Raw genomic sequence first — 12,244 nt, 5'->3', positions numbered from 1 at the left:
ACGGGCCACCACGGACGGTCAACGCTCGGTTACGATCATGCCTGTCCGCGCCGGCGACCCCCTCGACCGCCCGGAGGCGCTCCCATGCCCACCTACCAGGCGGTGCTGTTCGACTTCTTCGGCACGCTGACCTGTTCCGTGCAGCGGGGCGCGGCGCACCGGTCGACCGCCGAGTTGCTCGGCTGCCCGCCCCACACGCTCGTCGACGTGCTCGACCGCACCTTCTACGAGCGGGCCTGCGGCCGGTACGGCAACGCCGAGGCGACTCTGCGCTGGGTCTGCGAGCAGGCCGGCGTGCACCCCTCGGACGACGCGGTCCGGTCGGCGGTGGCCTCCCGCCACCGGGCCGTACGCGCCGACACGCGGCTGCGCGACGAGGCGGTGCCCACGCTGGCCGCGCTGCGCCGGCGCGGCCTGCGGACCGGGGTGATCAGCGACTGCACCCACGAGCTGCCGGCGTTCCTGCCGCAGTTGCCGGTCGCCCCGCTGCTCGACGTGCGGGTCTTCTCGGTGCAGGTCGGGCGCTGCAAGCCGGACCTGGCGCTCTACCAGGCGGCGTGCGGGCGGCTCGGCGTGGCCGCGGCGGACTGCCTCTACGTGGGCGACGGCGGCAGCCAGGAGCTGACCGGGGCGGAGCGGGCCGGCATGACCGCGGTGCGGCTGGCCGCGCCGGACCTGGCCGAGCACATGGTGTTCAACGCCGACGCGGCCTGGCGCGGGCCGGTGCTGCGCTCGCTCGACGAGGTGGTCGACCTGGTCGACCGGTCGCCGACGCCGGCGGCACCCGCGCCGACGGCGGCATCCGTGCCGGCGGCGGCATCCGTGCCGGCGGCGGCATCCGTGCCGGCGGCGGCATCCGTGCCGGCGGCGGCATCCGTGCCGGCGGGCTGCCTCTCCTGACCCGGCCGTGCCCGCGGCCCACGGCGTGACCGGCCCGGTTTCAGCGGCGGCGGACCCGGTGCAGGCGGAACGGCTTGCGGATCGCCCGGACCACCGGCGCCTCCCGGGGCACCTCGGCCAGCGAGCCCGCGGGCAGCGCGGCGCCGGCGAGCGGTTCCCCGGCCGGGGCCAACCGGTTCACCGCGCAGCCGTCGGCCGCCCAGCGGTCGACCAGCTCGGCGGTCGGCCCGGGCGCGTTGAGCCGCTTCGCGGCCACCAGCGGGGCCGTGGTCTCCCAGTGCTCGGTGCCCGGCACGAGGCGGCTCACCCGGGCCGGCCAGGTGACGATCCGCCCGCCGTGGTCGCCGCGCAGCGTCACCTGGGCGTCGGTGGCGTCGGCCAGCCCCGGCGCGGACTGCTCCCCCGGGCCGCTGACCACGAAGAGCGCCCCCTCCAGGGGGACGCACCAGAGGGCGAGCGACGGCCCACCGGGCACGCTCACCCAGGCCACGGCGGCCTTCTTCATCGCCTCGTCGACCAGCGGCGTGCTGGTCCGGTCCGCGTCGGTCACACCGGCATCCTCCCGCACCCGCCCCCGTCCCGTCAGCGCCGCCCGGCGTCCGGCCGCGTGGCCGGTGGCCGTGGCGGCACGGATGGCGCAGGTCAGCCGACGAACGGGGGGACCATGATCTCGCCCCGGGCCACCGGCATGACGTGGCCGGCCACGGTGGCGCCCACCGCCTGGCCGCCGGCGGCGGTCACCGTGCAGGCCAGCACGGACGGCCGGTTGATCTCGATGCCCTGGTGGACGGTGTACGCCGCGCGCCCGTCGGCGGGGAGCAGGCCGCTGGCGACCAGCCACACTCCGAGGCCCAGGGCGGCCGAGCCGGTGGCCGGATCCTCCGGCACGCCCAGCCCGGGAACGAAGACCCGCGCGTGCGCGGTTTGCGCGGCGGCGTCCCAGGAGAAGACGCTGACATGCTCCACTCCGTACCGCTGTGCCGCCGCCGCGTTCACCGTGGCGCGGGCCACCGCGTCCGGGCGGACCGGGAGGTACGGGAACTCCAGCCCGCAGCCGGCCACCCGGGGCGCCGGGCCGACGTGGTCGTCCGCGGTCAGGCCGGCCATCTCCAGCAGCGGCTCCGGGTCCAGCTCGGGGCCGAGGGTGGGAACGCCGCCGGTCAGCGTGGCCCCGGTCGCGGTCACCTCGATCGGGAGCACGCCCGCGCCGCACTCCTGGGTGACCTGCCCCGCCGGGAACAGTCCCCGGCGGCTGGCGGTCACCGCCGCGCCGACGCTGGGATGCCCGGCGAAGGGCAGTTCCTCGGCCGGGGTGAAGATGCGGGCCCGGTAGGTGGCGCCGACCTGGGTGGGCGGAAGCACGAACACCGTCTCGGAGAGGTTGAACTCACACGCGAGCGCCTGCATCTGCTCGGTGGCCAGCGCTTCGGCGCCGAACACCACGGCCAGCGGATTGCCGGCGAACGGGCGGTCGGTGAAGACGTCCACGATCTCGTAGGCCAAGGTCGACATGTTGATAAACACTAGGCGCTTAGGCTGGTGCCCGTGAGCACGCCGACCCGGATCTACATCGCCCGGCTCGCCGGGGTCGCCGTCTTCGACCCCAACGGTGACCAGGTGGGCCGGGTCCGCGACGCGGTGGCCCGGATGCGGCCGACGCAGCGCCCGCCGGAGGTGGTCGGGCTGGTCGCCGAGATGCCGATGCGGCGGCGCATCTTCCTCTCCATCAACCGGATCACCTCCATCGACGCCGACGCGGTCGTGCTCGGCAGCGGCACGCTCAACCTGCGGCGCTTCGAGAAGCGCCCGAACGAGCTGCTCGTGCTCCAGGAACTGCTCGACCGGCGGGTGCAGGTCGAGCCGGGCGGGCAGCCGGGCTCGGTGGTCGACGTGGCGATGGAGTGCAGCCGGGGCGGCGAGTGGTCGCTGACCCGGGTGGCCGTACGCGAGCAGACGGGCCGGCTGAGCCGCCGGGGTCACCTGCACCAAATCGAGTGGGAGCGGGTACGCGGGCTCAGCGGCATCGCCGACAGCCGGGGCACCGCCAACCTGCTCGCGGTGCTGGAGGACATGCGCCCGGCCGACCTCGCCAACGCCCTCCAGGACCTGCCCGACGCCCGGCGCAACGAGGTCGCCGCCGCGCTGGACGACGAGCGTCTGGCGGACGTGCTGAGCGAGCTGCCGGAGCACGACCAGGTGGAGATTCTGGCCGCGCTGGACCGGGAGCGGGCCGCCGACATCCTGGAGGAGATGGACCCGGACGACGCGGCCGACCTGCTCAGCGAGCTGCCGCCCCCGGAGCAGGACGTGCTGCTGGACCTGATGCAGCCGGACGAGGCCGACCCGGTGCGTCAGCTGCTCAAGTACACGCCCGGCACGGCGGGCAGCGTGATGACCTCCGAGCCGGTGATCCTGCCGCCCGACGCCACGGTCGCCGAGGCCCTGGCCCGGATCCGGGAGCCGCAGCTCTCGCCCGCGATCGCCGCGCAGGTCTTCGTGTCCCGGGCGCCGATGACCACCCCGACCGGCCGCTACCTCGGCATGGTGCACTTCCAGCGGCTGCTCCGCGAACCGCCGGCCGACCTGCTCGGCGGGGTGGTGGTCAACGACATCGACCCGCTGCGGGCCACCACCCCGCTGCCGGAGATCACCCGCCGGATGGCCACGTACGACCTGGTGGCCATGCCGGTGGTCGACCGCAACAACCGGCTGGTGGGCGCGGTCACGGTCGACGACGTGCTGGACCACCTGCTCCCCCGGGACTGGCGGGACCGGGACGCCACCGCGAGCCCGGCCGCCACCGAGCCGGTGGGCGGCGCGGATGGCTGACCAGCGACGGGCGCCGCGGCTCGACCAGCCGCGCGAGCCCCGGGGCGTCAAGCTGCCCCGGTTCGACCCGGAGGCTTTCGGGCGGTGGTCGGAGGGCATCGCCCGGGGCATGGGGACCGCGAACTTCATCGTCTACATGACGGTCGTGATCGCGCTCTGGTTCGGCTGGAACACCCTGGCCCCGGCGCACCTGCGCTTCGACCCGTACACCTTCACGTTCCTGACCCTGGTGCTGTCCCTCCAGGCCAGCTACGCGGCCCCGCTGATCCTGTTGGCGCAGAACCGCCAGGCGGACCGGGACCGGGTGGCGCTGGAGGAGGACCGCCGGCGGGCGACCATGCAGAAGGCCGACACGGAGTACCTGGCGCGGGAGATCGCCGCGCTGCGCAACGCGATGGGCGAGGTGGCGACCCGGGACTTCCTCCGCTCGGAGCTGGCCCGGCTGGCCGAGGAGCTGGACGAGGCGAGCCAGCGCCGGCAGCGGTTGGAGCGCCGCCACCAGGAGCGGTCCGCGCAGCGCGAGCAGGGCGGGGACGGGCTCGACGAGCCCCGCGACGAACTGGACGGCGACTGGGCCCGGGACGGCCGGCCGGAGGCCCGGGACACGTGAGACGCCGCTCGCCCCGAGGGGCCGGGCGGGTGGCGTTCGCGCTGATCGTCCCATTTCGCGCCGTAGGCGGTCCACCCCCAACCGCCGTCATCGATTCGCTCACACCAGGCCCCGCTGGCGGCGGCGCGGGGTCACCCCCGACGTAGCATTGCGGGCATGTCAGCACCCGTCAGCACCGTCTCCGACGCGATCCAGGCCGCGCTGGCCACCGTCAACGACCCGGAGATCCGCCGGCCCATCACCGAGCTGGGCATGGTCCGCTCCGCCGAGGTCGGCGACGACGGCGTCGTACGGGTCGAGCTGCTGCTCACCGTCGCCGGCTGCCCGCTGAAGGACAAGCTGCGCGCGGACATCACGGCGGCGGTCGGCGCGGTGTCCGGGGTGACCGGCGTGGAGATCGAGTTCGGTGTGATGAGCCCCGAGCAGCGCCAGGAGCTCCAGGCGAAGCTGCGTGGCGGCGGCGCCTCCCAGGAGCCGGTCATCCCGTTCGCCCAGCCGGGCTCCCGCACCCGGGTGTACGCGGTCGCCAGCGGCAAGGGCGGCGTCGGCAAGTCCAGCGTGACGGTCAACCTGGCCGCGGCGCTGGCCGCCCGCGGGCTCTCCGTCGGCGTGGTCGACGCGGACATCTACGGCCACTCGGTGCCCCGGATGCTCGGCGCGGACGGCCGCCCGACCCGCGTCGAGGACATGATCATGCCGCCGCAGTCGCACGGCGTGAAGGTCATCTCGATCGGCATGTTCACCGCCGGCAACGCCGCCGTGGTGTGGCGCGGCCCGATGCTGCACCGGGCGTTGCAGCAGTTCCTCGCCGACGTCTACTGGGGCGACCTGGACGTGCTCCTGCTCGACCTGCCCCCGGGCACCGGCGACGTGGCCATCTCGCTGGCCCAGCTCCTGCCCAACTCCGAGATCCTGGTCGTCACGACGCCGCAGGCCGCCGCCGCCGAAGTGGCGGAGCGGGCCGGCGCGATCGCCCTGCAGACGCACCAGCGCGTCGTCGGCGTCATCGAGAACATGTCCTGGCTGGAGCTGCCGGACGGCTCGCGGATGGAGGTCTTCGGCGCGGGCGGCGGCCAGACCGTCGCCGAGTCGCTGACGAAGACCATCGGCGCGCAGGTTCCGCTGCTCGGGCAGGTGCCGCTCGACACCCGGGTCCGCGAGGCCGGTGACGAGGGCACGCCGATCGTGCTGGCCGAGCCGGAGTCGCCGGCCGCGAAGGCGCTGGGCCAGGTCGCCGACCGGCTCGCCCTGCGGCGGGAGTCGCTGCTCGGCAAGCCGCTGGGTCTCAAGCCCGCCGGCCGCTGATCCGCCCGCCGGCCTCGCCGGCGCTGTCGCCACCCGACCGGGGCGGCGTTCCTCCGGGAGCGCCGCCCCGTCGCCGTTCTTACGAGGCGTACGGCGTGGCGCGGGCCCGGCGACGCGCGGCCGTCGGCCGGTCCGCCCGGCCCAGCGCCCCGTCGCGCACGATGCCGGGCAGGGTGGTGCCGTTGGTCAGGCCGAAGCGGTGGACGTGGGGTCAGGTGGCGTCGTCGTAGCTGACGCGGGGGGCGGGGGCCGGCGCGCCGCCGGTGGCGGTGCTCGGGCGGCTGCCCTTCGACCGCAGGTCAGCGGCGGAGGCGACGTCCTTCAGCTCGTTGTGCACGCCGGTGACGTCCGCGCGCAGGTTGTCGTAGACGCCCTGCAACGGCTTCCGGATCGCCTGCTCGTCCTCCTCGCTGAGCAGGTGCTTGCGGATGAACGCCTTGGGGTGCAGATCCTCCAGCTGGATGTCGGTGCCCAGCTCCCGGCTGAGGTCGGTGGTGGCACTGCGGGCCATGTTGCGCAGGTTGCGCACCATCCGCAGGCCGTCACTGATCACGGCGGGCAGCCGGTCGCCGAAGATCAGCAGCGCCAGGAGCAGCAGCCCACCGATCTCCCACCAGTTCAGGTTGTCGAACACTGCACGGGCCTCCTCTCCGCGTCAGCAGCAAGACTACGCACGTCGGACGCCGCGCGGGGAGGGGGTGACCGGCTGCTACTTGGCGTCTGCGGCCAGCGTCACGGAGGCGTTCTGCCGGTCGGAGCCCCGGCGGTACTCCACCGTCACCACCGAACCCGGCGCGAACTTCCGCACCAGGGCGATCAGGTCGGTCGGCTCGGTCATCGGCCGTCCGGCGAGCTTGAGGATCACGTCGCCGGCCCTCAGCCCCGCGCCGGCCGCCGGCCCGGACGGCTCGACGGCCGCCAGGCGTACGCCGGCCCCGCCGGTGCCCGCGCCCGGACCGCCCACCTGGGCGCCGATCACCGTCCGCCGGGCCTTGCCGGTGCCGATGATGTCCTGGGTGACCCGCTTGGCCTGGTTGATCGGGATGGCGAAGGCGAGGCCGATGTTGCCCGCCTCCTGCCCGTCCGAGACCAGCGACTTGATCGTCGAGTTGACGCCGATCACCCGGCCGGCCCCGTCGACCAGCGGGCCGCCGGAGTTGCCGTGGTTGACCGCCGCGTCGGTCTGGATCGCCGCGTAGTAGCGCGTGGGACCGCCCGGCTCGCCGGCCTGCATCGTCCGGTCCAGCGCGCTGACGATGCCGGCGGTGACGGTGTTGGCCAGCGAGAGCGGTGACCCGATGGCCAGCACCGGGTCGCCCACGGCCAGCGCGTCCGAGTCGCCGAACTCGACCGGGCGCAGGCCCGTCCGGGAGACCTTGATCACCGCGATGTCGGACTCCGGGTCCTGCCCGACCACGGTGGCCGGGGCCGAGCTGCCGTCGTTGAAGATCACCGACGCCTTGCCGCCGGTCGCCCCCGCCACCACGTGGTCGTTGGTGATCACGTGCCCGTCGGCGCTGGCGACGAAGCCGGAGCCCTCGCTGGTGCCGCCGAGGCTGGCCACCCGGACGGTCACCACGCTGGGCAGCACCCGCTCGGCGACCCCGGCGAGCGACTCGGGCCGGCGCTGGGCCAGGCCGGGGGCCTGGGGGTCGGCGCCGAGCACCGGCCCGCCCCCGGCGCCGCCGCGCACCGCGAAGGCGTACCCGAGGGCGCCGCCGAGGCTGCCGGCGAGCAGCGCGGTGATCAGCGGGATGAGCAGCAGCTGGCGCAGCGTCGGCCGGCCCGGTGCGTCCGGGTCGCTGACCGGCTCGGGCTCGGTGCCGGGGCTCGGGGCGGCCGGCACCACCACGGCGGCCGGCGCGGCCGGGTCGCGCCACGGGTCGGCGAGCGCGTCGGACCACCACGGCGATGTCGTGCCGCCCGCGGCGCCCTGGAGCGCCGGTGGCGGCCCCGCCGGCGGGTACCCGGGCCCCGGCGGTCGCGCCGGTGCCGGAGTCCCCCCGGGCTGGCGCCAGTCCCAGCCGTCGGTCACGTCGGTGCCTCCCAGTCCTTCCCCGGATCCCGCACGCCACGGAACCGGCGAGGGGGCCGCCCGGTCGCGATCGACGGAATACCGCTTCCAGGATTACACGGATGCCACGTACTCAGTCACCGGTTGCCGGCCGTGATCGTCGGGTGGCGGACGCGCGGCTGCGTCCGTTCGACGTCGCCTCTAGGCTCACAGTGCCCACCCGCCCCCGCACCACTCGCGACGCCCGGAGGTGTCCCATCGCCACGGTCGCCGGTTCCGGCAGTTCGACGACCCAGGCCCTGCAGTTCGCCGAGTCCTACGTGACCGAGGACCTCGTACTGCGCACCGCCCGCAGCCTGGCCCGGGAGGTCGGCCTCGACGCGGTCACCCCCGGCGCCGGCGCGGCGCTGCGGCTGCTCGCCGCCGCCGGCAGCGCCCGCGCCGTGGTGGAGATCGGCACCGGCACCGGGGTCAGCGGGGTCTGGCTGCTGCGCGGCATGCGCGCCGACGGCGTACTCACCACGATCGACGTGGAGGTGGAGCACCAGCGCATCGCCCGCCGGATCTTCGCCGAGGCGGGCTTCGCCGCCGGCCGGACCCGGATCATCACCGGTCGGGCGCTGGACGTGCTCCCCCGCCTCGCCGACGGCGCGTACGACCTGGTCTTCGTGGACGCCGAGTCGACCGGGTTCGCCGCCTGCGTGGACGCGGCGCTGCGGCTGCTGCGGCCCGGCGGCGTGCTGGCGCTCAACGGCATGCTGGCCGACGGTCGGATCGGCGACCCCGCCGCCCGGGACGTCGAGACGGTCACCATCCGCGAGACGATCAAGGCGGTCCGGGAGTCGGAACACTGGACCCCGGCGCTGCTGCCGGTCGGCCACGGGGTGCTCGCCGCCGTCAAGTGCTGACCGGGCGCCGGCCCGCCGGGGGCCGGCGCCGCCCGGCGGTCAGCCCAGCGTCCCCAGCCAGCGCAGCAGCGAGCGTACGCCCCAGCCGGTCGCGCCCTTGGTCAGCTCGGCGTCGTCGCCGTCGGCCCACGACGGCGCGGACATGTCCACGTGCAGCCACCGGTCGCGCAGCTCGCCGGTGAACTCGCGCAGGTAGAGGGCGGCCATCACCGAGCCCGCGCCCCGGTCCGGCGAACTGTGCAGGTCGGCCAGGTCGCTGCCGAGGTGCTCGGTGTAGTCGGCGGGCAGCGGCATCCGCCAGGCCGCCTCGCCGGCGGCCCCGATCGCGGCCAGCACGTCGGCGGCGAGTCCGTCGTTCTCGCTGTAGAGCGCGCCCATCCGCTTGCCCAGCGCGACCGCGTTCGCCCCGGTCAGCGTGGCGAGGTCCACCAGCAGGTCGGGCTTGAGCTGGGCGACGGCGTAGGCGAGCGCGTCGGCGAGGACCAGCCGCCCCTCGGCGTCGGAGTTGGTGGTCTCGCTGGTCGTGCCGCCGTAGTGGCGGACGATGTCGCCGGGGCGGAACGCCGAGCCGCTGAGCATGTTCTCCGCCAGCGGCGCGAGCGTGGTGACCCGGACGGGCAGGCGCAGCGCCGCCGCGCCGAGGGTGGCCGCGACCACCGCCGCCGCGCCGGCCATGTCCTTGCGCATCAGCTTCATCGCCGGCACCGGCTTGATCGAGATGCCGCCGGTGTCGAAGGTGATCCCCTTGCCCACCAGCACCACGTGCGTACGCGCGCCGGCCGGTCGCCAGTCCAGCTCGACCAGGCGCGGCGCGCTGGCCGAGCCGCCGCCGACCGCGAGGATGCCGCCGAAGCCCTCCGCCGCCAGCTCCTCCGGGCCGCGTACCCGCAGGTGCAGGTCCGGCACGTCGACCTCGGCCGCGGCGAGCGCGACCTGGCCGGCGAACCACTCCGGGTTCTTGACCGACGACGGGGTGTTGGTGAGGTCGCGGGCGAACCTGGTCATCCGGGCGGTCGTGCCGGCGGCCTCCACGGCCGGCGCGTGCGCGTCCGGGTCGGCCACCACGACGTCGACCCCGGCCAGCGCCGCGGCGGCGCCCGCCTCGGTCAGCCGGAACCGGTACGACGCCAGCAGCAGCCCCTCGACCAGCCCGCGTACGGCCGCCGGGGTGGCCCCGGCCGGCATGGCCAGAGTGACGCGCGTCTCATCGCCGGCGGCCCGGGCGAGTGCCGCGCCGGCCGTCCGCCACTCCGCCTCGTCGCCCTCGCCGATCCCGAGCAGCAGCAGCCGGCCGGGGTCGCGCCCGGGCCGGAGGTGCACCTGGACCTCGCCGGGCCGCCCGGTCGCGCGCGCGGCCGGGACCAGGGCGGCGGCCTCCTCGGCCACGCCGTCGGGCAGCGCCACGTCGGTCGGGACCGGCCGGGCCGGGGCGTCGTCGGCCGCGGCGGGCCGCACGGGCAGCACGAGGACGTCGGGCCGTTCCGGCTCGACGAGCAGACGAATGGCGAGCACGCGGAGCCGTACCTCCAGGAAAGCTCGCGGAGCCGGGCTCCGCGGGGAATGAAGACCCTGAGCCACCGGCCGGGCCGGTGGCTCAGGGGTTGACGAAACGTCCACGCGGGCGCGCGGACCGCTCCTCGGTCAGCCGGCAGCCGCCTTGAGCGCGTCACCGAGCGCGTTGGCCTCGTCGGGAGTCATCTCGACGACGAGCCGGCCACCGCCCTCCAGCGGGACCCGCATGACGATGCCCCGGCCCTCCTTGGTGACTTCCAGCGGACCGTCGCCCGTCCGCGGCTTCATCGCCGCCATGTTGTCTCCCCTCAGACCTACACCAGGGTCGGTGGGTTGCCCCACAGCCACTTCGTCTTGACCACCCGCAACGTACGCGGGGGTGTCGACCAACGATTTTCCCTGATGAACACCGCCGGACCCAAACCGAAGCAGCATTGATGTAACAGCATCTAGCTTATCCTGAGAATGCCTGTCACAATGTGCGGTCATGCAGGCACGGTCGGCACTCTTCGACCTGTACGGCGACCACCTCCGGGCGAGGGGCGGCCGGGCACCCGTCGCCGCCCTGGTCAGGCTGCTGGCGCCGCTCGGGATCGCCCCGCCCGCCGTGCGTACGGCGGTCTCCCGGATGGTCCGCCAGGGGTGGCTGGACCCCTGCCGGCTCACCTCCGGCCCGGGATATTCGATCACACCGAAAGCCGCCCGCCGACTGGACGAGGCAGCCGCCCGGATCTACCGGACCGGCCGGATCACCTGGGACGGCCGGTTCGACCTGCTGGTGCTGGAGGCGCCCGCCGCGCGGCGGGAACGCCAACGCCTCGCCGCCAACCTGACCTTCCTCGGCTACGGGGCCCTGGACGACTGCACCTGGGTTGCCACCCGCCCCGGCGAGGACGTGGACGTGCTGCTCGACGAGGCGGGCGTGCGCTACGAACGGTTCACCGCCGCGCACACCTCCGGCACCCCCGGCGCGATGGGCGTCGTACGGCGCGCCTGGAACCTGACCGAGATCGGCCAGGCGTACGAGCAGTTCGTCGCCGAGCAGCGGCCGCTGCTGGCCGGCGTCACCGTCCGCAGCCAGGACGAGGAGGCGTACGCCGCCCGGTTCCGGCTCGTGCACGCGTGGCGTACCTTCCTCTTCCGGGACCCACAGCTGCCGCCGGCGCTGCTCCCCGAACGCTGGCCCGGCACCGCCGCGGCCAGTTTCTTCGACCGACACGCGGCCCGGCTGCGGCCGGCCGCCGACCGGTACGTCGAGCAGTGCCTCGACGCCGGCAACCGCCTCGCCCGACAGAAGGGTCGTGAGACGTGACCGAGCCCCTGCTCGTCGACCGCACCGACGCCGTCGTCACCCTGACGCTGAACCGCCCGACGGCGATGAACGCGCTCGACGTGGCTCTCAAGGAGGCGCTGCGGGACACCCTGGCGGAGCTGGAGACCGACCGCTCCTGCCGGGCCGTGGTGCTCGCCGGCGCGGGCCAGTCGTTCAGCGCCGGCCAGGACCTGCGCGAGCACGTGCAGACGCTGGAGTCCACCGACGGCAACCCGCTGGACACCGTCCGGGCGCACTACAACCCGATCGCCGCCCGACTGGCCAACCTGCCGAAGCCGGTGGTCGCGGCGGTGCGGGGGATGGCCGCCGGGGCGGGCGCGTCGCTCGCCTTCCTGGCCGACATCCGCATCGGCGGGCCGTCGACCAGCTTCCTGATGGCCTTCGCCAGGGTCGGGCTCGCCGCCGACACCGGCGCCTCCTGGACGCTGCCCCGGCTGGTCGGCCACGCCAAGGCGGTCGAGCTGCTGATGCTGGCCGAGCCGGTGCCCGCAGCGGAGGCCTGCCAGCTCGGGCTGCTCAACCGCCTGGTGGTGGACGACGAGCAGGTGCTGCCGACCGCACAGGAGCTGGCCGCCCGGCTGGCCGCCGGCCCGACCGTCGCGTACGGGGCGATCAAGCGGCAGCTCTCCATCGCCGACGCGGGCACCCTCGCCGACGCCCTCGCCGCCGAGGCGCAGGCGCAGTCGATCTGCGGGGGCACCGCCGACCACCGGGCCGCCACCGTCGCCTTCGTCAACAAGCAGAAGCCGGTCTTCGAGGGCCGCTGACGTCTCCGGCTCCGCCCGGGCGGCGCGTCGCAACCGCCCGGGCGGCCAGGCATCGGCGGCAACCGC

The 12,244-nt window shown here is 75.1% G+C and carries 13 protein-coding genes; 7 read left to right on the top strand and 6 right to left on the bottom strand.

Annotated features, from left to right (window positions below; translation table 11 throughout):
- Nucleotides 1-84: 84 nt before the first annotated feature.
- Nucleotides 85-900, top strand: coding sequence for an HAD family hydrolase (locus tag ABZ793_RS15175; RefSeq protein ID WP_357457139.1), 816 nt, complete (start codon nucleotides 85-87; stop codon nucleotides 898-900).
- 40 nt (nucleotides 901-940) lie between these two features.
- On the opposite strand, the gene ABZ793_RS15170 is transcribed toward ABZ793_RS15175, so the two are convergent.
- Both ABZ793_RS15170 and ABZ793_RS15165 read right to left on the bottom strand, forming a co-directional pair.
- A complete protein-coding gene (locus tag ABZ793_RS15170) occupies nucleotides 941-1,450 on the bottom strand; it encodes a hypothetical protein (RefSeq protein WP_357457137.1) in 510 nt (169 codons plus the stop codon).
- A 92-nt stretch (nucleotides 1,451-1,542) separates the two neighbouring features.
- Nucleotides 1,543-2,412, bottom strand: a complete 870-nt coding sequence (locus ABZ793_RS15165; protein WP_357457135.1) for a PhzF family phenazine biosynthesis protein — start codon at nucleotides 2,410-2,412, stop codon at nucleotides 1,543-1,545.
- A gap of 33 nt (nucleotides 2,413-2,445) precedes the next feature.
- Between ABZ793_RS15165 and ABZ793_RS15160 the strand changes: the two genes are divergently transcribed.
- From ABZ793_RS15160 to ABZ793_RS15150, 3 genes are all read left to right on the top strand, one after another.
- Nucleotides 2,446-3,729, top strand: coding sequence for a CBS domain-containing protein (locus ABZ793_RS15160; RefSeq protein WP_357457133.1), 1,284 nt, complete (start codon nucleotides 2,446-2,448; stop codon nucleotides 3,727-3,729).
- Nucleotides 3,722-4,339 carry a DUF1003 domain-containing protein gene (locus ABZ793_RS15155; protein ID WP_357457131.1) on the top strand — a complete coding sequence of 206 codons (618 nt, stop codon included), beginning with the start codon at nucleotides 3,722-3,724 and terminating at the stop codon, nucleotides 4,337-4,339. Before ABZ793_RS15160 ends, ABZ793_RS15155 begins: the two co-directional genes overlap by 8 nt.
- A gap of 156 nt (nucleotides 4,340-4,495) precedes the next feature.
- Nucleotides 4,496-5,644, top strand: coding sequence for an Mrp/NBP35 family ATP-binding protein (locus tag ABZ793_RS15150; RefSeq protein ID WP_357457129.1), 1,149 nt, complete (start codon nucleotides 4,496-4,498; stop codon nucleotides 5,642-5,644).
- 211 nt (nucleotides 5,645-5,855) lie between these two features.
- Here ABZ793_RS15150 and ABZ793_RS15145 read toward each other — a convergent pair whose 3' ends face one another.
- Both ABZ793_RS15145 and ABZ793_RS15140 read right to left on the bottom strand, forming a co-directional pair.
- The gene (locus ABZ793_RS15145) at nucleotides 5,856-6,278 is read right to left on the bottom strand and encodes a preprotein translocase subunit TatB (protein WP_357457127.1); all 423 of its coding nucleotides are present in this window, start codon (nucleotides 6,276-6,278) and stop codon (nucleotides 5,856-5,858) included.
- Between the two features lie 75 nt (nucleotides 6,279-6,353).
- Nucleotides 6,354-7,694: a trypsin-like peptidase domain-containing protein gene (locus tag ABZ793_RS15140; protein WP_357457345.1), complete on the bottom strand. Its 1,341-nt coding sequence runs from the start codon at nucleotides 7,692-7,694 to the stop codon at nucleotides 6,354-6,356.
- Between the two features lie 284 nt (nucleotides 7,695-7,978).
- Between ABZ793_RS15140 and ABZ793_RS15135 the strand changes: the two genes are divergently transcribed.
- Nucleotides 7,979-8,566: an O-methyltransferase gene (locus ABZ793_RS15135; protein ID WP_357457343.1), complete on the top strand. Its 588-nt coding sequence runs from the start codon at nucleotides 7,979-7,981 to the stop codon at nucleotides 8,564-8,566.
- A 39-nt stretch (nucleotides 8,567-8,605) separates the two neighbouring features.
- Here the strand turns inward: ABZ793_RS15135 and ABZ793_RS15130 are convergent, their stop codons facing one another.
- On the bottom strand, nucleotides 8,606-10,078 hold the full coding sequence (locus tag ABZ793_RS15130) for a leucyl aminopeptidase family protein (protein ID WP_357457125.1): 1,473 nt from the start codon (nucleotides 10,076-10,078) through the stop codon (nucleotides 8,606-8,608).
- Between the two features lie 129 nt (nucleotides 10,079-10,207).
- Nucleotides 10,208-10,375 carry a DUF3117 domain-containing protein gene (locus tag ABZ793_RS15125; RefSeq protein ID WP_007455245.1) on the bottom strand — a complete coding sequence of 56 codons (168 nt, stop codon included), beginning with the start codon at nucleotides 10,373-10,375 and terminating at the stop codon, nucleotides 10,208-10,210.
- Between the two features lie 190 nt (nucleotides 10,376-10,565).
- On the opposite strand from ABZ793_RS15125, the gene ABZ793_RS15120 reads away from it, so the two are divergent.
- The gene (locus tag ABZ793_RS15120; RefSeq protein ID WP_357457123.1) at nucleotides 10,566-11,390 is read left to right on the top strand and encodes a PaaX family transcriptional regulator C-terminal domain-containing protein; all 825 of its coding nucleotides are present in this window, start codon (nucleotides 10,566-10,568) and stop codon (nucleotides 11,388-11,390) included.
- Nucleotides 11,387-12,178 carry an enoyl-CoA hydratase-related protein gene (locus ABZ793_RS15115; protein WP_357457121.1) on the top strand — a complete coding sequence of 264 codons (792 nt, stop codon included), beginning with the start codon at nucleotides 11,387-11,389 and terminating at the stop codon, nucleotides 12,176-12,178. Before ABZ793_RS15120 ends, ABZ793_RS15115 begins: the two co-directional genes overlap by 4 nt.
- The last annotated feature ends 66 nt before the right edge of the window (nucleotides 12,179-12,244 follow it).

Source organism: Micromonospora sp. NPDC047465, from assembly GCF_040643125.1.
Taxonomy (GTDB): domain Bacteria; phylum Actinomycetota; class Actinomycetes; order Mycobacteriales; family Micromonosporaceae; genus Micromonospora.
The sequence above is the reverse complement of the archived record's forward strand: the minus strand, read 5'-3'. Positions and strand labels throughout refer to the sequence as shown.